This is a genomic window from Streptomyces sp. NPDC043996 (assembly GCF_056435225.1).
The window spans coordinates 430,487-450,831 of record NZ_JBWKEY010000007.1 but is presented as its reverse complement, the minus strand read 5'-3'; the positions used below and the strand labels follow the sequence as shown (position 1 = coordinate 450,831).

17 protein-coding genes and 1 riboswitch are annotated in these 20,345 nt (G+C 73.0%); of the genes, 2 read left to right on the top strand and 15 right to left on the bottom strand.

Features of this window, described 5'->3' with window-relative positions:
• Positions 1-173 precede the first annotated feature (173 nt).
• The 13 genes from AC07A4_RS21260 to AC07A4_RS21200 form a co-directional block, all read right to left on the bottom strand.
• Positions 174-1,559 carry an NAD(P)/FAD-dependent oxidoreductase gene (locus AC07A4_RS21260; RefSeq protein ID WP_478600857.1) on the bottom strand — a complete coding sequence of 462 codons (1,386 nt, stop codon included), beginning with the start codon at positions 1,557-1,559 and terminating at the stop codon, positions 174-176.
• A 397-nt stretch (positions 1,560-1,956) separates the two neighbouring features.
• Positions 1,957-2,898: a Ppx/GppA phosphatase family protein gene (locus tag AC07A4_RS21255; RefSeq protein ID WP_478600854.1), complete on the bottom strand. Its 942-nt coding sequence runs from the start codon at positions 2,896-2,898 to the stop codon at positions 1,957-1,959.
• A gap of 100 nt (positions 2,899-2,998) precedes the next feature.
• A complete protein-coding gene (locus tag AC07A4_RS21250) occupies positions 2,999-3,520 on the bottom strand; it encodes a DUF501 domain-containing protein (RefSeq protein ID WP_478600852.1) in 522 nt (173 codons plus the stop codon).
• 47 nt (positions 3,521-3,567) lie between these two features.
• A complete protein-coding gene (locus AC07A4_RS21245; RefSeq protein WP_478600850.1) occupies positions 3,568-4,065 on the bottom strand; it encodes an FtsB family cell division protein in 498 nt (165 codons plus the stop codon).
• A gap of 100 nt (positions 4,066-4,165) precedes the next feature.
• Complete coding sequence (eno, locus tag AC07A4_RS21240; RefSeq protein WP_478600848.1) at positions 4,166-5,452, bottom strand: phosphopyruvate hydratase; 1,287 nt, start codon at positions 5,450-5,452, stop codon at positions 4,166-4,168.
• Between the two features lie 270 nt (positions 5,453-5,722).
• Positions 5,723-6,460, bottom strand: coding sequence for a transglycosylase family protein (locus AC07A4_RS21235; protein ID WP_478600846.1), 738 nt, complete (start codon positions 6,458-6,460; stop codon positions 5,723-5,725).
• 4 nt (positions 6,461-6,464) lie between these two features.
• Positions 6,465-6,651, bottom strand: a riboswitch (cyclic di-AMP (ydaO/yuaA leader).
• A 191-nt stretch (positions 6,652-6,842) separates the two neighbouring features.
• Complete coding sequence (locus AC07A4_RS21230; RefSeq protein WP_478600844.1) at positions 6,843-7,973, bottom strand: transglycosylase family protein; 1,131 nt, start codon at positions 7,971-7,973, stop codon at positions 6,843-6,845.
• Positions 7,974-8,107: 134 nt separating this feature from the next.
• On the bottom strand, positions 8,108-9,409 hold the full coding sequence (locus AC07A4_RS21225; protein ID WP_478600842.1) for a cytochrome P450 family protein: 1,302 nt from the start codon (positions 9,407-9,409) through the stop codon (positions 8,108-8,110).
• A 367-nt stretch (positions 9,410-9,776) separates the two neighbouring features.
• The gene (locus AC07A4_RS21220; protein ID WP_478600840.1) at positions 9,777-10,760 is read right to left on the bottom strand and encodes a nucleoside triphosphate pyrophosphohydrolase; all 984 of its coding nucleotides are present in this window, start codon (positions 10,758-10,760) and stop codon (positions 9,777-9,779) included.
• A 238-nt stretch (positions 10,761-10,998) separates the two neighbouring features.
• Entirely contained in the window at positions 10,999-11,634 is a 636-nt protein-coding gene (locus AC07A4_RS21215) for a SurA N-terminal domain-containing protein (protein ID WP_478600838.1), read from the bottom strand.
• A gap of 207 nt (positions 11,635-11,841) precedes the next feature.
• Entirely contained in the window at positions 11,842-13,374 is a 1,533-nt protein-coding gene (locus AC07A4_RS21210) for a serine/threonine-protein kinase (protein ID WP_478600836.1), read from the bottom strand.
• A 2-nt stretch (positions 13,375-13,376) separates the two neighbouring features.
• Positions 13,377-13,958, bottom strand: a complete 582-nt coding sequence (locus AC07A4_RS21205) for a hypothetical protein (protein ID WP_478600834.1) — start codon at positions 13,956-13,958, stop codon at positions 13,377-13,379.
• A 116-nt stretch (positions 13,959-14,074) separates the two neighbouring features.
• Entirely contained in the window at positions 14,075-16,186 is a 2,112-nt protein-coding gene (locus AC07A4_RS21200) for an N-6 DNA methylase (protein WP_478601075.1), read from the bottom strand.
• Positions 16,187-17,262: 1,076 nt separating this feature from the next.
• On the opposite strand from AC07A4_RS21200, the gene AC07A4_RS21195 reads away from it, so the two are divergent.
• Entirely contained in the window at positions 17,263-18,039 is a 777-nt protein-coding gene (locus tag AC07A4_RS21195) for a hypothetical protein (protein WP_478600833.1), read from the top strand.
• Positions 18,040-18,075: 36 nt separating this feature from the next.
• Here the strand turns inward: AC07A4_RS21195 and AC07A4_RS21190 are convergent, their stop codons facing one another.
• Together AC07A4_RS21190 and AC07A4_RS21185 are read right to left on the bottom strand one after the other, a co-directional pair.
• Positions 18,076-18,840, bottom strand: coding sequence for a GNAT family N-acetyltransferase (locus AC07A4_RS21190; protein WP_478600830.1), 765 nt, complete (start codon positions 18,838-18,840; stop codon positions 18,076-18,078).
• 82 nt (positions 18,841-18,922) lie between these two features.
• Positions 18,923-19,660 carry an HNH endonuclease family protein gene (locus tag AC07A4_RS21185; protein ID WP_478600828.1) on the bottom strand — a complete coding sequence of 246 codons (738 nt, stop codon included), beginning with the start codon at positions 19,658-19,660 and terminating at the stop codon, positions 18,923-18,925.
• 243 nt (positions 19,661-19,903) lie between these two features.
• Between AC07A4_RS21185 and AC07A4_RS21180 the strand changes: the two genes are divergently transcribed.
• The gene (locus tag AC07A4_RS21180) at positions 19,904-20,338 is read left to right on the top strand and encodes a nuclear transport factor 2 family protein (protein WP_478600825.1); all 435 of its coding nucleotides are present in this window, start codon (positions 19,904-19,906) and stop codon (positions 20,336-20,338) included.
• The last annotated feature ends 7 nt before the right edge of the window (positions 20,339-20,345 follow it).

The following is a 20,345-nucleotide window of genomic DNA, read 5'->3' as shown; positions in this document are numbered from 1 at the left end:
TGCGTGCAGGGTGCACCTAGTGTCGTGGCGGTCGCCCGGCGGCGCCGGAACCCCCGGCCCCACGCCTCCTACCCGTACCCCTTACCCAGGAAAAAGCCCGAAGGGCCCCCGCTCCACGGATAGCGGGGACCCTTCGGGTCTTGGTACGACGTGCGTCCGACAGGCCGGGCAGCCTAGGAGGCCTTGGCCTTCTCCTCGACCGGAGCGGCGGCGGCCGGCTTGGGCGCGGGCTTGGCGGCCTCGTAGAACTCCTCGCGCGGAGTCTCCATCGCGCCGAGCGAGACGACCTCGCGCTTGAGGAACATGCCGAGCGTCCAGTCCGCGAAGACACGGATCTTGCGGTTGAACGTCGGCATCGCCATGCCGTGGTAGCCACGGTGCATGTACCAGGCGAGACGGCCCTTGAGCTTGATCTTCATCTTGCCCATGACGATCATCGCGACGCCCTTGTGCAGGCCGAGACCCGCGACCGCGCCCTTGTTGGCGTGGCTGTACTCCTTCTGCGGGAAGCCCCGCATGCCGGAGATCACGTTGTCGCCGAGGACCTTGGCCTGGCGAAGCGCGTGCTGGGCGTTCGGCGGGCACCAGGCGTTCTCGTTGCCCGCCTTGCGGCCGACGAGGTCCGGGACCTGGGCGTTGTCGCCCGCGGCCCAGATGTAGTCGGTGCCCTGGACCTGGAGGGTCGTCTGGGTGTCGACGTGGCCGCGGGGGCCGAGCGGCAGGCCGAAGCGGGCGAGCGCCGGGTTCGGCTTCACACCGGCGGTCCACACGATCGTGTTGGAGTCGACCTCGAGGCCGTTCTTCAGCACGACGTGGCCGTCGACGCAGGAGTCCATGGAGGTGGAGAGGTAGACCTCGACCCCGCGGCTCTCCAGGTGCTCCTTGCCGTACTGGCCGAGCTTCGGGCCGACCTCGGGCAGGATCTTGTCGGCGGCGTCGACGAGCACGAAGCGCATGTCGTCGCGCGACACGGTGTTGTAGTACTTCGCCGCGTCGCGGGCCATGTCCTCGACCTCGCCGATGGTCTCGGCGCCGGCGAAGCCACCACCGACGAAGACGAAGGTCAGCGCCTTGCGGCGGACCTCCTCATCGGTCGTGGAGTCAGCCTTGTCGAGCTGCTCGAGCACGTGGTTGCGCAGGCCGATGGCCTCCTCGATGCCCTTCATGCCGATGCCCTGCTCGGCGAGGCCGGGGATCGGGAAGGTGCGGGAGACCGCGCCCATCGCGATGACCAGGTAGTCGAACGGCAGCTCGTACGCCTCGCCGACGAGCGGCGCGATCGTGGCGACCTTGCGGTCCTGGTCGATGGTCGTGACCCGACCGGTCAGTACCTCGGCCTTGGGGAGCACGCGTCGCAGCGGGACGACGACGTGCCTCGGCGAGATGCTGCCGGCGGCGGCTTCGGGGAGGAAGGGCTGGTACGTCATGTACGAGCGCGGGTCGACGACCGTGACGGTCGCCTCTCCGTAGCGCATCTTCTTGAGAATGCGTCGAGCTGCGTACAGGCCTACGTACCCACCGCCTACTACGAGGATCCTGGGACGCTCCGTGGTGCTCATGCCATTGAGTATCCACCCCCTCCGAGGGGGTCGCTCGTGCGCCCCTTCACAAGGATGGGTGGGGCCTCTGCTACACTTCGCCGCCCACGTGACGGAGGTCATGACACTCCGGGGGAACCACCGACCACTCCGAGTCGTTGTCAACCCCTCGTGAACAGCCACTCCAGGCCTCGGCGCCCGCTGAACCAGTGCCCGGTTCACACCCCCGAAACACCTGCGAAGCGCTCCGCGCGTCAGCCCCGCGCCTTCAAAACCCCGCCTTCGAGACGCGAAGTCCTCAGAACCGCGCCCATCAGGGCCGTTTTCCTTGTGAAGAACTTCACGAACTTTCCCGACGGGACGTCATCACGCGGCCGCCGAACCCACCCGGCGGCCGCTCAAACGTGATCTTGCCTGCTCAGGCGATGGACCAGCCGATGCCGTCGAGAATGTCGTGCTCGCTCACCACGACCTCCCGCGCGCCGGTCCTCTCCATGATCGAGAGCAGCACCAGGGCGCCCGCCGCGATCACGTCGACCCGGCCCGGGTGCATCACGGGGATCGCCGCGCGCTCGGCGTGCGTGGAGCGGACCAGGCGGTCCACGACCTCGGCGACGCTTTCGTAGGGCAGGCGCGCGTGGTGGATCGCCGCGGAGTCGTACGCGTCCAGGCCGAGCACGATCCCGGCCACCGTGGTGACCGAGCCCGCGAGCCCGACCAGGGTGTGCGCCTCGCGCAGCGGCACGGTCTGTTCGGCGAGGTCCAGGGCCGCCTCGACGTCCGCGCGGATCGCCGCGAGCTGCTCCGCGGTCGGCGGGTCGGTGACCGCGCCGTCGCGCACGAGGTGCCGCTCGGTCATGCGGACGCAGCCGACGTCCACCGAGCGGGCCGCCCGCACCCGCCCTTCGCCGACGACGAACTCCGTGGAGCCGCCGCCGATGTCGACCACGAGATAGGGGGTGGCGAGGTCGGCGCGGCCCGTCAGCTCCTTGGTGGCGCCCGTGAAGGAGAACTCGGCCTCCTGCTCGCCGCTGATCACCTCCGGCTCGACGCCGAGGATGTCGAGGACGCCGCGCACGAACACGTCGCGGTTCTCGGCGTCGCGGGACGCGGAGGTCGCCACGAAGCGGACGCGCTCCGCGCCGAGCTCCTTGATGACGGCGGCGTACTCGCGGCAGGCCGCGAAGGTGCGCTCAAGCGCCTCGGGGGCGAGGCGGCCCGTCTTGTCCACGCCCTGGCCGAGGCGGACGATCCGCATGCGGCGGTCGAGGTCGACGAGCTCGCCGGTCCGCGGATCGGCGTCCGCCACGAGGAGGCGGATGGAGTTCGTGCCACAGTCGATGGCGGCCACGCGGGTCACTGGGGTGCTCCTTGTGCGTTGACGGGTGCGCGGCGGTGGGGGGCTGTGCCCGCCCGTTCCGCCCTCTGGGCGGACCAGCCGCCCACAGCGGGGAAGCGGCTCAGCTCTCGTCGCCCGAGACGCAGGGGCCCTTGCGCCACCACTCCGGGAGCATGGCGATGGCCTCGTCGCCCAGCGGGTTCACGCCGGGGCCCGCGGCCAGGGAGTGGCCGACCAGGACGTGCAGGCACTTCACGCGGTCCGGCATGCCGCCGGCCGAGGGGAAGCCTTCGAGGACCCCGATGGCGTCGCGCCGGGCGATGTAGTCCTCGTGCGCCGCGCGGTACGCGGCGGCGAGCTCCGGGTCGGTCGCGAGCCGCTCCGTCATCTCCTTCATGACGCCGTTGGCCTCAAGGGTGCCGATCGCGGAGGCCGCGCGCGGGCACGTCAGGTAGTACGTCGTCGGGAACGGCGTGCCGTCCTCCAGGCGCGGGGCCGTCTCGACCACGTCCGGGTTGCCGCAGGGGCAGCGGTGCGCGATGGCCCGCAGGCCGCGCGGCGGGCGGCCCAGCTGCTCCTGGAACGCGGCGATGTCGGCGTCCGTGGGCGCGGTGGGCTCGGTCTGGGGCGGGGGCGTTTCCATGCCTGACTTTCGGTGGGTGCGGGGGGGGGTACGGGTGCGGGGTCGGATCAGTTGTCGTCGGGACGGCCGGCGGCGCCGGAGCCGTCCGCCTTGTCGACGCCGTCCCAGACGTTGGAGTACCAGGGCCGGTCGGCCCCGCCCTCGTCGGTGCGGCGGCGCTCGGCGGCCTCGGGGTCGATCACCGTGAAGCCCGTCTCGCCGGGCCTCACGTAGTGCAGCCGGTCGCGGACGCGCTGCTCGGCGTAGGCGTCGTCCTGCCAGCGGGCCTTCTCGTCGCGCAGCCGCTCGACGTTCTCGCGGTGCTCGGCCTGCTTCTGGCGCTGCTCGGCGATCTCGGCGCGCTGGGAGACGTACTGCCGTATCGGATAGGCGAGCGCGACCACCAGCGAGCAGACCACAAGGACGAGCAGGGCCGCGCGCCCGGTGAGCCGGGAGCGGCGGGCCTGGCGCTTGGTCTGGGAGCGGTAGACGCGCTGCGCGGTCTGCTCGCCGAGCAGCTTGAGCCGCGTCGCGGTGGAGAACCGGTCACGGTTCTTCACGGCCATGTCCGCCTCCCCAGTACGTGCGTACGTCCCCGCACACGGTACGGGACCGAGTACGGGGACGTACGTACGACTGGCTAGGCCTTGGCCTACTGGCCGGACCTCAGCCCTTGAAGCGGGGGAACGCCGAGCGGCCCGCGTACACCGCGGCGTCGTCGAGGATCTCCTCGATGCGAAGCAGCTGGTTGTACTTGGCGACGCGGTCCGAGCGGGCCGGGGCGCCGGTCTTGATCTGGCCGCAGTTCACGGCGACGGCGAGGTCGGCGATGGTGACGTCCTCGGTCTCGCCGGAGCGGTGCGACATCATGCACTTGAAGCCGTTGCGCTGGGCCAGCTCGACGGCGTCGAGGGTCTCGGTCAGGGAGCCGATCTGGTTGACCTTGACCAGGAGGGCGTTGGCGGAGCCCTCGTCGATGCCGCGCTGCAGGCGCTCCGGGTTGGTGACGAACAGGTCGTCGCCGACGATCTGGACCTTCTCGCCCAGGCGGTCGGTGATGATCTTCCAGCCGGCCCAGTCGTCCTCGAACAGCGGGTCCTCGATGGAGACCAGCGGGTACGCGGAGACGAGCTCCTCGTAGTACTCGGTCATCTCGGCGGCCGAGCGGGACTTGCCCTCGAACTCGTACTTGCCGTCCTTGTAGAACTCGGACGCGGCGACGTCGAGCGCGAGCGCGATCTGCTCGCCGGGCACGTAACCGGCCTGCTTGATGGCCTCGACGATGAGGTCGAGGGCGGCGCGGTTGGAGTCCAGGTTCGGGGCGAAGCCGCCCTCGTCGCCGAGGCCGGTGGACAGGCCCTTGGTCTTCAGGACCTTCTTCAGCGTGTGGTAGACCTCGGCGCCCCAGCGCAGGGCCTCGGAGAAGGACTCCGCGCCGATCGGGGCGATCATGAACTCCTGGATGTCGACGTTGGAGTCCGCGTGGGACCCGCCGTTCAGGATGTTCATCATCGGAACGGGCAGCAGGTGCGCGTTCGGGCCGCCAAGGTAGCGGAAGAGCGGCAGGTCGGAGGCCTCGGAGGCGGCGTGGGCCACGGCGAGGGAGACGCCGAGGATGGCGTTGGCGCCGAGGGAGCCCTTGTTGTCGGTGGCGTCCAGGTCGAACATGGCCTGGTCGATCAGGCGCTGCTCGGTGGCGTCATAGCCGACGAGCTCCGGACCGATCTGCTCGATGACGGCGAGGACGGCCTTCTCGACGCCCTTGCCGCCGTAGCGGTTGGCGTCTCCGTCGCGCAGTTCAATGGCCTCAAAGGCACCGGTGGAGGCGCCGGACGGAACGGCCGCACGGCCGGTGGACCCGTCGTCGAGGCCAACCTCGACCTCGACCGTGGGGTTGCCTCGGGAGTCCAGGATTTCCCGGGCTACGACGACGTCGATGGACGGCACGAGCATCTCCTTCTGGGATGTGACGCGGGGTACGCGGGGTACTAGGGGGCCGCGCTGGCCCCTGCGACACGAGCCTAACGGGCTCCGGAGCATCGGCCAGCCGACCGCCCACCCCCTGGACGGTACGACAGACCGGGGGCGGATAGTTCCCTCACGAAACAAACTACCGGACCAAAAGGTACCGCCCCGGTGCGCAGGGGGGACGCACACCGGGGCGGTAGCCCGTGGGGACGGGGCGGCTCCGCTGGAGCCGGGGCCCCTCACGGGGCCGGAGGGTCAGCTGAGGTGGAGCTGCTGGCCCGGGTAGATGAAGTCGGCGTCGGAGACGATGTCGTCGTTCAGCTGGTACAGCTTCTGCCAGCCGCCCTTGACGTCGTGCTCCTGGGCGATCTTGGAGAGGGTGTCGCCGGACTCGACCTTGTACTCGCCGTCGCCCTTCTTCACGACCTTGCCGGTCGGGGTCTGGACGGTCTTCTTCTCGACCTGCGGGGCGGCCTGCTGCGGCTGGTGCTGCGGCTGCGCCTGCGGCTTGGGCTGGGCCTGCTGCTGCGGCTGCGCCTGCTGCTGGGGCTGCGGCTTGGCCTGCTGCTGCGGCTGCTGCTGCTGGCCGCCGGAGCCGCCACCGCCGTACGGGGAGCTGGACAGGCCCACGCCGCACTTCGGCCAGGCGCCCTTGCCCTGGCCCGCGAGGACCTTCTCGGCGATCTCGATCTGCTGGGCCTTGGAGGCCTTGTCGGCGGTGGCCGCGTACTTCGTACCGCCGTAAGCGGCCCAGGTGGAGGCGGAGAACTGCACGCCGCCGTAGTAGCCGTTGCCGGTGTTGATGGACCAGTTGCCGCCGGACTCGCACTGGGCCACGCGGTCCCACTCGGAGGCGGTGGCGGCGTTGGCCGTGCCGGTCGCCATCAGCGGGGCGGCGACGGCGGCACCGGTGACACCGACGACGGTGGCGGCGCGAGTGGCCTTGTCGAGCTTGGTCGGACGGCGGTGCTTGCCCTTGCCGGAACGCAGCATGGAGTGATCCCCTCACCGACGCCTGCGAGGTGAGCTGTCGGGTTCGGGCGGGTGAGTGCCCGGCCGCGCGTCCTAGCGCGCGGCTTCACCCCTAGCCGTCCCCGTGCGTATCGCGCGTCTCACGACCGCTCAACGTCCGGGCCCGGCGCTTACCTTGGGTCCCCCGCTCCTGCCTTCGGCGCTCGAAGCGACGACTGTTCCCGTCCGGCCGTTGGCAGGATTCGGCGTACCGACCGGCGGGGCCCGCTGTGGCGAGCGATCCTGACCGTAGACAGGCAATCACCGGAATTTCAAAGACGATCAGGGCTTCTGAGACCCATCTCTCACTTGCGTCTCAGCTTCTTTAAACCGGACATTCATCGCGAACCGCCGGGCAACTGCCCTACTTTCCGCTCGACTTCCCGTCGCCCTCAACCGTCGCGTCCGTGTCATCCGCGCCCAGTTCGAGCCGCTGACCGGGGAGGATGAGGTCCGGGTCGGAGCCGACGGTGTTCTTGTTGCCCTCGTACAGACCCGACCAGCCGCCGTCAACGTCGTGGCTGTCGGCGATCGCCGAGAGGTTGTCGCCGGAGCGGACCGTGTACGAGCCCGAGCGGCCCTCGGCGGCGGGCGCGTCCCGCCCGTCGCCGCGCGAGGCGTGGCGGCCGGGGCCGGTGTCGCCGGACGGGGCGTCGTCGGCGGCGCTGCCGCCGCGGTGACGGCCGGAGGACTGGCCCTCGGACGCGTCGTCCGTGCCGGGCGTGGCGCCGTCGGAGCCCTCCGGCGAAGCGCTGTCGTCCGCACCGGACTTGCCGGAGCCGTCGGAGTCACCGGCGGGCTTGCGGTGCTTGCCGCCGCCTTCGCCCTTGTCGGCGCTGTCGGCGTCGCTGCCCTTGCCGCCGTTGCCGCCCTTGCCGCCCTCGCTGTCCGAATCGTGAGTCTTGTCTCGCGATTCGGTGGAACTGCCGGGCTTCTCGGCGGTGTCGGAGTCGGAGCCGCCGGACTCGGCGCCCTTCCCGCTGTCCTTCTGGTTGCCCTTCTCGTCGCCGTTCTCGTTCTTCCGCTTGTCGTCCTTCTCCTTGCCGGACGTCGTGGACTCATCGGAGTCCGACGAGCGCGGCGGAGCCGACGGCAGGCCCGGGTCGACGTCGGCCGCCTTGCCGCCCTTGGCGAGGCCCGCGGCCGGGGCGCAGTTCGGCCAGGCGTCGGGGCCCTGGTCGGCGAGCACCTTCTCGGCGATGGCAATCTGCTGGGAGCGGCTCGCCTGGTCGGCACTCGGGGCGTAGGAGAGGCCGCCGTACTGCTCCCAGGTGTCCTGGGTCAGCTGCAGCCCGCCGTAGTAACCGGCTCCCTTGGCGCTCCACGCGCCACCGCTCTCGCACTCCGCGACCTTGTCCCACGTCTGCGCGTCCGCGGCGCTCGCGCTCGACGCGCCGAGCAGCGGGATGGCGATGGCGGATCCGGTGACGCCCGCGGCGACGAGGATCGCCGGGGCCTGACGGGGGCGACGGTGACGGCCTTGACCGGAGAGCATGCGGTGCCTTTCGTGGACGACAGGACAGGCGCGGTACGGGTACGCGCGGTACGCGCGCGAGGTGCCGGGCCGTCGTGAACGTAGCCGCACTCGAACGCCAGTCACAAGTCGATCCAGGGGAGATCACGCGAAAGTCACATCGTTGACGGCCCGTCAGCACGGGTGACCCGTGCGGCCGGTGTGAAACGCACCGGCAACGTCCGCAGCCCCCGCATGATGAGCCCGCCGCGCCACCTCAACTCCTCGGGGGCCGCCGCGAGTTGCAGGTCGGGCAGCCTGCGCAGGAGCGTACCGAGGGCGGTCTGGCCCTCCAGGCGGGCCAGCGGCGCGCCCAGGCAGTAGTGGATGCCGTGGCCGTATCCCAGGTGCGGGTTGTCGCGGCGGGTCAGGTCGAGCAGGTCGGGCTGATCGAAGCGGTCGGGGTCGCGGTCGGCGGCGGCGAGCACCACGAGGACCGGGTCGCCCGGCGCGATGTCCTGGCCGCCGATGCGCAGCGGTTCGGTGGCGAACCGCCAGGTGGCCAGCTCAACGGGGCCGTCGAAGCGCAGGAGTTCCTCGATGCCCGTTTCGAGGAGTGCGCCGTCGCCCTCGGTGAGGGAACGCTGGAGGAGCTGCCGCTGCTCGGGGTGGGTGAGGAGCGCGTACATGCCGTTGCCGATGAGGTTCACGGTGGTCTCGAACCCGGCGAAGAGCAGGATGAAGGCCATGGCGGCGGCCTCGTTCTCAGTGAGGTGCTCGCCGTGGTCGGAGGCGCGGATGAGCCCCGAGATCAGGTCGTCGTCGCCCTCGTCCGCGAGGGACTCCCGCTTGCGGTGGATGAGCTCGGCGAGATAGCCCCGCATCTTCTTCACGGACCGCGCCACGCCGCCCCGGGGGCCCCCGCCGTGCCGGATCATCATCCCCGCCCAGTCCCGGAAGTCGTCCTGGTCCTCGCGCGGTACGCCGAGCATGTCGCAGATGGCGTAGATGGGCAGCGGGAACGCGAACTCGTGGATGAGGTCCGCCTCGCCCCTCTCCACGAACCCGTCGATGAGCTGGTCCGTGAGCTCCTGCACCCGGCCCTCGAACTCCGCCACGCGGCGCGGCGTGAACGCCTTCGACACCAGGCGGCGAAGGCGGGTGTGGTCCGGGGGGTCGATGTTGAGCAGATGCGTCATCAGCTCGGCCTTACGCTCGCCCGGAATGCCCGTCTTGCCCTTGGCGTGGGCGGGCTCGTCGTGGTGCGCCGGGTTCTTGCTGAGGCGCTGGTCGGCGAGCGCCTGGCGGGCGTCCGCGTAGCGGGTGACGAGCCAGGCCTCTACGCCGCTTGGGAGTTGGCGGCGGGTTACGGGGGCGTGGGTGCGGAGCCAGGCGTAGGCCGGGTACGGGTTGGAGGCGAACTCCCAGGTGAAGAGTTCGGGGGTGGGGGTGCCGGGGGTGGGGGGCTGGTGGTGCATGCGGTCGACGGTATCCGCCGGGTCCCTCGCGGGGCGCCCCAGGCCCGCCCCTTCCCGCTCCGGGTGCGGCTGCCCCCGTTCCCCCGCTCAAAGCCTTTCGGCGCTCCGCGCCTCGTCCTCAAACGCCGGACGGGCTGAAACACCGCGCTTCGCGCTTGTCCTCAAACGCCGGACCGGCTGAAACACCCGCGCTTGCGCGCTTGTCCTCAAACGCCGGACGGGCTGGATCGTCGCCTGCTCCGGCTGTTTTCCCACCCACCCACCCGCGAGCCGCTAGGTCGGGGAGTGCGGAGGCAGCCGCAGGTGTAAGGGTGGGCGGGTGGGAGATAGCCCGTCCGGCGTTTGAGGACACGGGGGGGGGCGGGGGCTAGGCCTCGGCTGTGAGGATGGCGGCGCGGTAGGCGCGGGCGGCGGCGCGGAGGGCCGCCTCCGGGTCCACCCCGGAGGCCTCCGCGCGCAGGGCCAGCGCCAGCAGCTCGTACCCGACCCCCTCCCCCGTGGGCGGCGCGACCTCCAGGCCCGCCACGCGCACGCGAGACGCGAGCTTGGCGGCGAGCGCGAGCCCGGGCTGGCCGAGCGGGATGCCCTCCGTCAGCGAGTCGCGCTGCTTCTCGATGGCCTTGGTGCGCCGCCAGTGCTCCTTGACCTCCTCGGGCGTGGCGGCGGTGTCCTCGCCGAAGACGTGCGGATGGCGGTGGATCAGCTTGTCGACGATCGTGCCCGCGACGTCGTCCACGGAGAACGGCGCGTCCTCGTCCTCCTGCGCGATGCGGGCGTGGAAGACGACCTGGAGCAGTACGTCCCCCAGCTCCTCGCGGAGCTCTTCGCGGTCGCCCGCCTCGATCGCCTCGACGAGTTCGTACGCCTCCTCGATGCCGTACTTCGCGAGGCTCTCGTGGGTCTGCCGGGAGGACCAGGGGCACTCGGCGCGGATGCGGTCCATGACCTGGACGAGGTCGAGGAGGCGGGCGCCCGGCAGGTCGTACGACCCCGGGAGCAGCTCCAGGTCCGGCATCGCGAAGCGTCCTGAGCCCGCGAGGCGGGCCAGGCCGTCCGTCAGCGGGCGGTCGCCCTCGGCGGTGGCGATGACCACGACGGTGCGGCCGCCCTCGCAGGCGCGCACCAGGTCCTCGGCGGTCGGGGCGGCGTGCTTGACGTCGACGCCCGCCTCGCGGAGGTAGGGCAGCTGGGGGTGGGTGGCGTCGGCGCACAGCGTTTCGTCGGCGCCGTGCAGGGCCTGCCAGGCGGGCCAGGACAGGAGGCCCGGGGCCACGCGGTGGCTGGTGGTGAGGAGGATGATGCGGCCCACGCGGCCTGGCGGGTTCTCGGTCACGGGTCGAACGTAACCCATGCCTCTGACACTGCCGCTAGGCCCTCGCGGGTGCGCCCCAGACCCGCCCCTTCCCGAACCGGGGGCTGCCGCCCCCGTCCCCCCGCCCAACCGCATCGGCGCTTCGCGCCTCGTCCTCAAACGCCGGACGGGCTGGAATCCCAGCCGCGAGGTCGGGGGGTGCGGTTGCAGCCGCAGGTGTAAGGGTGGGCGGGTGGGAGAAATAGCCCGTCCGGCGATTGAGGACACGGGGCGGGGGTCAGGCTCGGGCTTCGCGGATCCAGGGGGTCGTCTTCGCGGTGAGTTTGTTCTGGGCCGCGTCCCACGTCCCGTAGCGCGGGTTCAGCTTGATGTCGAGCTTCTTGGACGACTTGGTCAGGGTGGCCCAGAACGCGTCCTGGACGGCCTTGGACTTGGGGTCCGCGCCCAGTCCCGCCGCCAGCTTCTGGGCCTCGATGTCGGTGCGGATGCTGGCGTCCAGGCGCTTGGGCGGGATGTTGTACTGCTGGAGGTAGGCCGCCTCCAGGGCCTTGCGGCCGCCCGCCTGCCGCTGCTGTGCCGCGCGCGCGGTCTGGATCTCCTTGCGCGTGACGGTCACCCCGGCGTCCTTCGCCGCCCGGTGCAGCACCCGGTCGAAGACCATCGCGTGCAGGGTGCCGCGGGTCAGGCCGCCGGTCTTGGCGATGACCTGCTCGTACTGGCGCTTGTCGGGCAGGGCGGCCCGCTGCGCGGAGCGCACCTCGTGCACGCGGTGCTCCAGCTGCGCGACCGTGATGCGGTCGCCGCCGACGACGGCCGCGGCGCCGGGCCGCGCGTCGTTGCCGCAGGCGGTGAGGAAGGGGGCCGCGGCGACGGCTGCGGCACTGAGGAGGAGCGCGGTGCGACGGCGGTGCAAGTGGGCCTCCCGGTGGAGAGATTGTGCTTCGCTGCACAAAGTCTTGCGGTGATCGATGGTAGGCAGCGGTGGTCGTCTCGGCCACCCTTCCCCCGCAACTTCGTTCAGGGGATGCTCCCCCACCAACGATTCGCCCTGAGTTGGGGTACCCATGAGCCGCGCAACGCCCTTCGTTCGCCGTAGGCGCGGGCGCGGGCGCGGCGGGTGCTAGCCGCGCACCTGCCCGAGCCACTGGAGGGTGCGGCGGACCTCCGCGGGGAACGGGTGGCCGATGCCGTGCACCCGTTCGGCGTCCAGGACGAGGCGGGCCAGGATGTCGTGGGCGGCCGAGCGGTCGCCGAGCGCGAGCAGCAGCTGGCCGATGCGGCGGCGGATCTCCAGGGACTGGCGGATGTCGTCGGTCGCGTACTGGTTCTCGTAGTAGGGGAGCAGCGCCCGGTACTCGGCCAGGGCCGCCGCCGGTTCGCCGAGCTGCTCCAGGCACTGCGCGGCCTCGTAGCGGAACTGGAGGGACTGCGGGTCGGCGTGTCCCGACTCGGCGGCGCGCTGGTCGGCGAGGCGGCGCAGCTCCGGCAGGGCGCGGCGGTACTGGCCGTCGTCCATCAGCGTGGCCGCGTACTGCTTGCGCAGGGTCCGTACGACGGGTGAGTGCTCGCCGTGCTGCGCGGCGGCGGCCGGGAGGATCGCGCCGAGGGTGTCCACGGCCTGGGTGATGCGGCCCTCGCCGAGGAGGCGCTTGACCTCGTCGACGGCGGCGGCGACGTCCTGGCCGTGGGCGGGCCGCGGCGGCTGCGCCTGCGGTGCCGGTGCCGGGGTCGCCGCGCGGTCGGGCCAGGGGGCGTGCGGGCGCAGGAAGGGCCGGGTCGGGTCGAGGGGGCGGCCCGACGGCATGGAGCGGCCCGGCAGCAGGGGCGCGAGCTCCTCGTACACGTCCTGGGCGCTGGCGGGCCGGTGCTGGGGGTCCTTGGCGAGCAGGCGCAGGACGAGGGTTTCGAGGGCCTCGGGCACCTCGGGGCGCAGTCGGCGGACCGGGAGCGGCGGCTCGTACAGATGGCGGTGGAGCACGCCGAGGGCGGTCGAGCCGGAGAACGGCACGTCTCCGCTGAGGAGTTCGTGGAGGAGCACGCCGAGCGCGTAGAGATCGGTGTACGGGCCGACGGCGCCGCCCATGGCCTGCTCGGGCGCCATGTACGAGGGGCTGCCGATCGGGGAGCCGGTGTGGGTGAGGCGGGTGGTGTCGGTGTCCATGACCGAGGCGATGCCGAGGTCGAGGATGGTGAGCGTGCCGTCCTGGCGGACCATCACGTTCCGCGGCTTGAGGTCGCGGTGCACGATCGGCACGGCGTGCACCGCGGAGAGCACGGCGCACAGCTGGGCGGCGACGGCGACGGACCACTGCCAGGGGTAGGGGGCGTGCTCGGCGAGGTGGTCGCCGAGGTCGGCGCCGTCGACGTACTGCATGACCAGGTACAGGTCGTCGTCGTCGCTGCCCGCGTCGTGCACGGTGACCAGGCCGGGGTGGTCGACCTGCGCGGTGACGCGGCACTCGCGGATGAAGCGGCGGCGCAGCTCGTCGGCCTCGGCGCCCGCTACCTTGTCCGGGCGGAGCAGCTTGACCGCGACGCGGCGGTCGAGGCGCTGGTCGTAGGCCGTCCAGACCTGGCCCATGCCGCCCTGGCCGATGAGCGTGGCCAGCTCGTAGCGCCCGGCGACGACGCGCCGGTCCGTCCCCCGGGTCACGGTCAGCCGCCGCCTTCCTGCTTGCGCAGGTAGTCGCTCAGCTCGTCGAGCTCGGCACGGACCTGGTCGATGCGGGCGGGCCGGGGCGGCGGGGCCGGGGCCGGGTTCTGGACCGGGGTGGCGGCGGTCTGCGTCGGGTAGCCGTACGACGGCTGGGGTGCCTGGGGCGGCTGGGGTGCCTGGGGATGCTGCGGGGCGTAGCCGGGGAACTGCGGCTGGTGGTAGCCGGCCTGGGCCTGGGCGAGCCGCGCGAAGTGGCGGATGTCCATGGTCAGGTAGTACGCCACCACGGGCACGACCGTGGCGACGAGGATCGTCATGCCCGCGTTGCCGGGGGCGGCGAACTCCTCGTCGCCCTGGTCGATCCCGATGAGGACGACGGCCGTGACGTCCAGGGCGACGAGGAGCCAGAAGAGCACCCAGTCCCGGGCCGTGCGCGTGACGAGTGCGAGCCGAAGGAGCGCGGCCCACGCGAGGAAGCCGCACGTCACGACGGCGAGCACCACGAACAGCACCCGCAGCGTCACAGGCGAGCCCGCGGACGGGGCCGGTGGGGGCGGCGGCGCGTAGCCGTGGCCGTGCATGGCTGCTCCTGATACCTGGCAGGGCGGACAAGTCGAGGGTTCGAGCGTATAGGCCGACCCCCGTGACCCGAATCGGGTTGTACCGAACCGTTGTCGTACTGATCACGCGGTACGGGTCAGTCCGGTTCTCCTGGGCCGCGGGGGGCCTTGGGGACTCCTGGTGCGACCGTCCCGTCCGTCAGTCCGTCGTACATGCCGCGCACCAGCTGCTCGCCGAGGCGGCCCGCGAGGCGCAGCGCGTCCTCGAAGGCGGCGAGCGCGCGGAAGTGCTCGCCGTAGCCGCGCTGGCGGTCGAGCGGCAGCCGGGGCAGTTGCAGGCGGCGCACGTCGAGGCGGGCGGAGGTGGAGGCGTGGCTGCTCGCCCGGCGGCTGTTGGCGGTGGAGCGCAGGAATCCGGCGAGGAACCAGGGGTCGAGCGCGGCCTGCTCGGGCCGCAGCAGGGCGAGGCCGCGGCCGAGGGCGGCGCCCGCGGTGGCCGCGTCGACGACGCGGGCGGTGCTGGCGCCGGAGACGGGCACGACGACGTCGCCGGTCTCGGTGAGCACGGGCGGCTCGGTCCGCGCGCCCGCCGTCTCGTGCGCGGCGGCGGGGGCGGGGGGCACGGTGGGGGGTGCCCCGGCGAGCACGTCGTGGTCGGTGAGGACGGGCACTCCGGCGGGGGCGCCGACGCCGCCGGTGTGGATCGTCAGGGCGCCCGCGCGGGCGAGTTCGCCGATGGTGGTGAGCGGCCAGCGGGCCGCGTCGGGGGCGCCCGGCTCGGCGCGCGGCGGGGCGAGGTCGGCGGTCAGGCGCAGCGTCTCGCCGAGCCGGTCGCGGACGTCGCCGAGTTCCGCGGCGCCGCCGCCCGCGGCCCGGGGCGGCAGATGGCGGGCGGGCGTCAGGTCGACCTCGTCGTCGAGGAGTTCGATGACGGGCACCGAGAGGGCGAAGCCGGGGAGTTCGTCGAGGGCGCCGTGGCGCTCGAAGCGGCGGTAGGCGTCGAGCACGGCGCCTTGCAGCGGCGGCCAGGCGCGCGGGTCGCGGCCGTCGGCGGGCCTGCCTTCGGTGGCCGCGGCGGCCTCGGCGGCCTCCACGAGCAGGGCCTCGGGGGCGGCGGGCGCGCCCTGGCCCGGCCTGCGCAGGACCCAGACGTGCAGCGGCAGGTTGTAGGGGGGCGCGGCGCCCGCGGGCAGCGCGATCACCGCGCGCAGGGCGCCGCGGCGCAGCAGGTCGGCGCGGATGCGGCGGCCGGAGCGGCGGGACGCGGCGGCGGGCGGCATCAGGAGGGCGGCGGTGCCGCCGTCGCGCAGCCGGGCCAGGGCGTGCTGCACCCAGGCGAGCTCGGATTCGGTGCGGGCCGGAAGGCCGTACTCCCAGCGGGCGTCGTAGGCGAGTTCGTCGTGGCCCCAGTTGCGGTCGTTGAACGGCGGGTGGCACAGGACGACGTCCGCGCTCACGGCCGGGTGGGCGTCGGCGCGCAGGGTGTCGGCGGCGGCGGTGCGCACGGTGACGGTCCCGCTCGGGGCGCCGAGGGCCAGGCGCAGGGCGGTGAGCGCGGCGAGGTCGGGGGCGCTGTCCTGGCCGTACAGGTGCTGGCCGGGGCGGCCCGCGGCGGCGCGCAGCAGGGCGCCGGTGCCGCAGGCCGGGTCCAGGACGCTGTCGCCGGGCCCGGCGAGCGCGGCCATGAGGTCGGCGGGGCCCTGGGGGGTGAGCGTGTACTGGCGCGGGTTGGCGTCGAGGTGGCGGCCGAGCAGGAACTCGTACGCCGTGTGCGCGCCCAGTTCGGCGGCGAGTTCGGCGGCGGAGCGCAGCAGCGGCACGGACGCCTGGAGTGCGGGCGTCGACGGCACGCGCACGGCCCGCCCCCGCCGCTCCTCGCCGAAGCGCGGCGCGAGCACCGCGTCGAGCGCGTCGGGCAGCAGCCGCGCCAGGTGCGCGTCGGACACGGCGGCGAGGCGCAGCCACTCGGGGTGCCGGTCGTGGACGAGCAGCAGGGCGCAGCCGGTGTGCAGCAGGGCGGTGACGGGGCCCGCGGGGTGTCCGGCGAGCTGCTGCCAGACCCGTTCGCGCAGCGGCACTTCGGAGAGCTTGCCCTGGCCACGCAGCCAGCCCTCGACTTCGGCGAGCGCGAAGGAGGGGCTGGTGTCGGTGCCGCCGACGGGCTGGGGGAAGTCGGCGTGGCGGCGGCGCCAGTTACTGACGGCGGCACGGCCAACGCCCGCGAGGCGCGCGATTCCAGCGGCGGTCACCTCGGTGGCAGCCGCCGCGGTGGTGCCGTGGGGCGTGGTGGTGCCGTGGGGTGCGGTGGTGCCGTGGGGTGCGGTGGTGCCGTGGGGCGCGGTGCCGCCGTGGGGCGCGGTGCCGCCGTCCGGGGCGCTGCGGCCGTGCGCCGCGCCGCCGCCATGGGGCGCAGTGTCACCGCGCGAGGCGGTCTCGCCATGCGACGCGGTCTCGCCATGCGGCGCACCGCTGCCATGCGACGCGCTGCCGCCATGCGACGCGGTCTCGCCGTGCGGCGCACTGCCGCCATGCGACGCACCGCCGCCAAGCGACGCAGTGTCACCGCGCGACGCGGTCTCGCCATGCGGCACGCTGCCGCCATGTGACGCGGCCTCACCGCGCGACGCGGCCTCACCATGCGACGCGGTCCCGCCATGCGGCACGCTGCCGCCGCGCGACGCAGCCTCACCGGGCAGCGCACCGCCGCCATCGGGCGCGCTGCCGCCAAGCGACGCAGTGTCACCTCGCAGCACGGACTCGCCCTGCGACGCGCTGCCGCCGTCCGGCACGCTGCCGCCGTGCGACGCAGTGTCACCGCGCGACGCGGCCTCGCCATGCGACGCGGTCCCGCCATGCGGCACGCTGCCGCCGCGCGACGCAGCCTCACCGCGCAGCGCACCGCCGCCATGCGACGCGCTGTCGCCATGGGGCGCACCGCCGCCATGGGGCGCAGTGTCACCGCGCGACGCGGCCTCACCGCGCGACGCCGCCGCACCGCCCGCCGCGGCCCCCGTGCCGTGCCTGGTGTCGTCCCCGGTGCCGTCCCCCGGCCGCGTCGGCCCGCTGGTCCCCACTGGCCCCCGCCCCCTTCGTCGCTGGTCGCTCGTCGCTCGTCGCTGGTCATGCGGCGCGCGGTGGGCGCCGGTCGTCGCGCCCGTCGCGCGGCCTTCCCCTTGACCGCATGTGACGCCGAGCCTACCCATCCGGGTTGAGCGGACCCGTTCACGGCCGTGCATCGCCCAATCTCCGTGAACCGTGTTGACTCGGTTCACACGGATCTGTTGTGATGGCGTAGCTGAACACGAACTCCCTGGGGGGACCTTCCATGCACGCGTACTCACGCCGCACCGCCTTCGCCGCGCTCTGCCTGGCCACCGCCGCGACCGTCACGCTGACGGGCTGCGGGGACGACAAGTCCGACGGCTCCAAGAAGTCGGCGGCCGCGAAGAAGAAGGAGCCGTTCGCGGACCTGTCGGGGCCGCAGATCGTCGACAAGGCCATGAAGGCGACGTCCGGCGCGTCCTCGCTCCGCATGAAGGGGTCCATGGCGGACGGCGGCGGCCCCGGCTTCATCGACCTCGCGCTCGACACCAAGGGGCGCTGCGCGGGCACCATCGGCACCGGCGGCGAGGGCTCGGTCGAACTGATCGGCAACGACAAGACGGTGTACATGCGGTACGACGCCGCGTTCCTGCGCTCCGAGATGAAGGGCGAGCCGAAGGCCGACATCGACGCCTCGGTCGACATGATGGCGGACCGCTGGGTGAAGACCGGCACGACGAAGTCCGACGAGAAGGAATTCGCCCAGTTCTGCGACCTGAAGACGGTGCTCGCCGACTTCGACGAGAGCGGCTCCGTGGCCCGCAAGGGCAAGGCCACCACCGTCGACGGCACCCCGGCGATCGCCCTGCACGAGAGCGACGGCAAGGAGCGGTCGACGCTCTACGTGGCCACCGAGGGCAAGCCGTACCTCCTGAAGGCGGTCAACGACCCCGGCAAGGGCAAGAAGAAGGACACGCTCGTCTTCACCGACTTCGACAAGCCCGTGAAGGCCACCCCGCCCAAGGGCGACGTGCTCGACCTCGACAAGCTGGACGGCTGACGCCCGCCGGGTCGCGGGCCATGCGCGGCCCGCCCGTCACAGGGCGTGCCGCACCCACACGTTCGGCTCGACGTAGACCGCGTAACCGCGCTCCGGCACCCGGTGCACCGGCACCAGCGCGCCCGGCACCTCGACGAGGCCGTCCCCGCCGGGGCCGTCGAACGGCAGGCCCGTCCACTCCCGCCACCGCGCCAGCGAGCCCGACACCGTCATCGACGTCGGCGCGACCTTCACGATGACTCCCCCCACGCGGGCGTGGACGCGCAGCCACGGGTCGTGGGGCAGGCCGTCGGGGCGGGTGCGGTGCGCGTACTCCTCGATGGGCGTCGCGGGCTCCAGGTGCTTGGCGCTCGGCCGCACCGGCGCGACGACCTCCGCGAAGCCGTGGGCGCGGGCGTTGTCCCGCATCGCGGCGAGCATCCGCCCGGAGAGGCCGCGCCCCTGCCACCGGGGGTCGACGGCGACCTCGATGGCGCTCACCGTGTCCGGCTCGTCGCCGTACCGCAGGTCGGCGAAGGCCCAGACCAGGACCTGGTCCCAGCCGCCGTCGGGCAGTTCGCCGCGCTCCCCGCCCCGCTCCTCGGACCGCAGCGCGAACGGCACGCTGAACGCCCGCGCCACCACCCGCTCCTGACCGTCCGTGGCCAGCAGCACATACTCCGGGAACGCGTCCGGGATCCGGCTCATGTGCGACCGGGCGACCAGGTCGTGGCCCACGAACTCGGCCCAGGAGTCGTCCATGGCCCACATCGGCCCGGCCAGTTCGGGGCGCGCGGCGAGGGTGGTGATGTCCAGGTCCACGAGACACCACGCTAACGAGGCGCCCGCCGCCGGGAAACCGGTTAACGGGCCCGGCCCGACGCACCCGTTCAACGCGCCCGGATCAGCGGGCCCCGAACCGCTCCGGCGCCCGCGTCGGGTTGCCGCCGCCGGGCAGCTTCTCCCCCGGGCAGCACGACAGGACCCGCCGCATCGCGTCCCGCTCGGAGCCCGTCACCCACAGCCCGTACTTCTTCTTCACGGCCACCTGCCGCGCCACGTACGCGCACCGGAAGCCCTTGTCCGGCGGCAGCCACGTCGCGGTGTCGCCGTCGCCCTTGCCGCGGTTGGGGCCCGCGTCCACGGCGAGGAGGTTCAGGGGGTCGTTGGCGAGGGCGATGCGCTTGCTCGCCTCCCAGCGGTTCGCGCCCTTCTGCCAGGCGTCGGAGAGCGCCACGACGTGGTCGATGTCGACGCGGCTGCGGCCGCGCGTGAACGTCACGTCCTTGCCGGTGTACGGGTCGGGCGCGAGCGTCCCGGAGCTGACGACGCAGTCGCCACCGCGGAAGCGCACGCCCGTCAGGTCCCGCTTGAGTATGTCGTCGCGGGTGCCGCAGCCGTTGGAGTCGGTGTCCGCCCAGGGGCTGCCGAAGCGGGCCCGGTCGTAACCGGTCTTGGGGGCGCGGCCCTTGACGGTCAGTGAGTCGACGGCGGCGAGCGCGGCGCCCGCGCGTCCGCCGGGCGCGCCGCCCCGCTTCGCCCCGTCCTTGTCGCCGTCGTCGCAGGCGGTCAGGCCGCCGAGGGCGACAGCCAGTACGACGGCGTGGGCGGCCGCGCGCCGCCCCGTGATCCCGAACCCCACGGAACTTCCCTCCCCATGAACCGGCCCCCACGGTAGCGACCGAGTGGTCCAGACCATACCGGCCCTCAACAGGCAAGCCGCGCAATACCGACGTAACGCCTCAGCGCCAGAAGTGAACTGACCCGGCGCGGCGGCGGTCGGCTACCCCGGAGGTAATCGACCGCTTCCGCGTGCCCTGGCAGCCTCTAGAGCGTCAACGGGCCCCGGCCAGAGGGCCCGAACACACGCAACGAGGGAGCCCTCATGGCCACGGAAGCCGCCCGGTCCACCACCGTCGAGGACGCCACCCGCGCCACCGTCGACGCGTTCCTCGCCGCGCGCGTCGCCAACGACACCGCGCGCCTCACCGAGATCTTCGCCGACGACGTGGACTGGCTGCTCGCCGAGAACCCCGCCGTCCCCTGGATCCGCCCCCGCTCCACCGGCGCCGAATGCGCCGCCCAGGGCGAGGAGCTCGCCCGCTACACCGTCCCCGAGGACTCCCGGGCCAGCGTGGACACGTACCTGGTGAGCGGGCAGGACGCCGTCATCACGGGGCACCTCGCCGGGACCGTGCGGGCCACGGGGAAGTCCTTCGAGGGGCCGTTCGCGCTGCGGCTGACCGTGGAGGAGGGCCGGATCACCCGGCACCACCTCTACGAGAACAGCCTGTCCATCGCGGCGGCCTGCACGCCCTGACCCCGCG

Bases quoted from the DNA above. Each gene is read 5' to 3' on its own strand.
- AC07A4_RS21250 (WP_478600852.1), bottom strand. From the start codon at position 3,520: ATGGAAACGCCCCCGCCCCAGACCGAGCCCACCGCGCCCACGGACGCC.
- AC07A4_RS21195 (WP_478600833.1), top strand. From the start codon at position 17,263: ATGCACGCGTACTCACGCCGCACCGCCTTCGCCGCGCTCTGCCTGGCC.
- AC07A4_RS21235 (WP_478600846.1), bottom strand. From the start codon at position 6,460: ATGCTGCGTTCCGGCAAGGGCAAGCACCGCCGTCCGACCAAGCTCGAC.
- AC07A4_RS21180 (WP_478600825.1), top strand. From the start codon at position 19,904: ATGGCCACGGAAGCCGCCCGGTCCACCACCGTCGAGGACGCCACCCGC.
- AC07A4_RS21245 (WP_478600850.1), bottom strand. From the start codon at position 4,065: ATGGCCGTGAAGAACCGTGACCGGTTCTCCACCGCGACGCGGCTCAAG.
- AC07A4_RS21225 (WP_478600842.1), bottom strand. From the start codon at position 9,409: ATGCACCACCAGCCCCCCACCCCCGGCACCCCCACCCCCGAACTCTTC.
- AC07A4_RS21220 (WP_478600840.1), bottom strand. From the start codon at position 10,760: ATGGGTTACGTTCGACCCGTGACCGAGAACCCGCCAGGCCGCGTGGGC.
- AC07A4_RS21260 (WP_478600857.1), bottom strand. From the start codon at position 1,559: ATGAGCACCACGGAGCGTCCCAGGATCCTCGTAGTAGGCGGTGGGTAC.
- eno (WP_478600848.1), bottom strand. From the start codon at position 5,452: ATGCTCGTGCCGTCCATCGACGTCGTCGTAGCCCGGGAAATCCTGGAC.
- AC07A4_RS21205 (WP_478600834.1), bottom strand. From the start codon at position 13,958: ATGCACGGCCACGGCTACGCGCCGCCGCCCCCACCGGCCCCGTCCGCG.
- AC07A4_RS21230 (WP_478600844.1), bottom strand. From the start codon at position 7,973: ATGCTCTCCGGTCAAGGCCGTCACCGTCGCCCCCGTCAGGCCCCGGCG.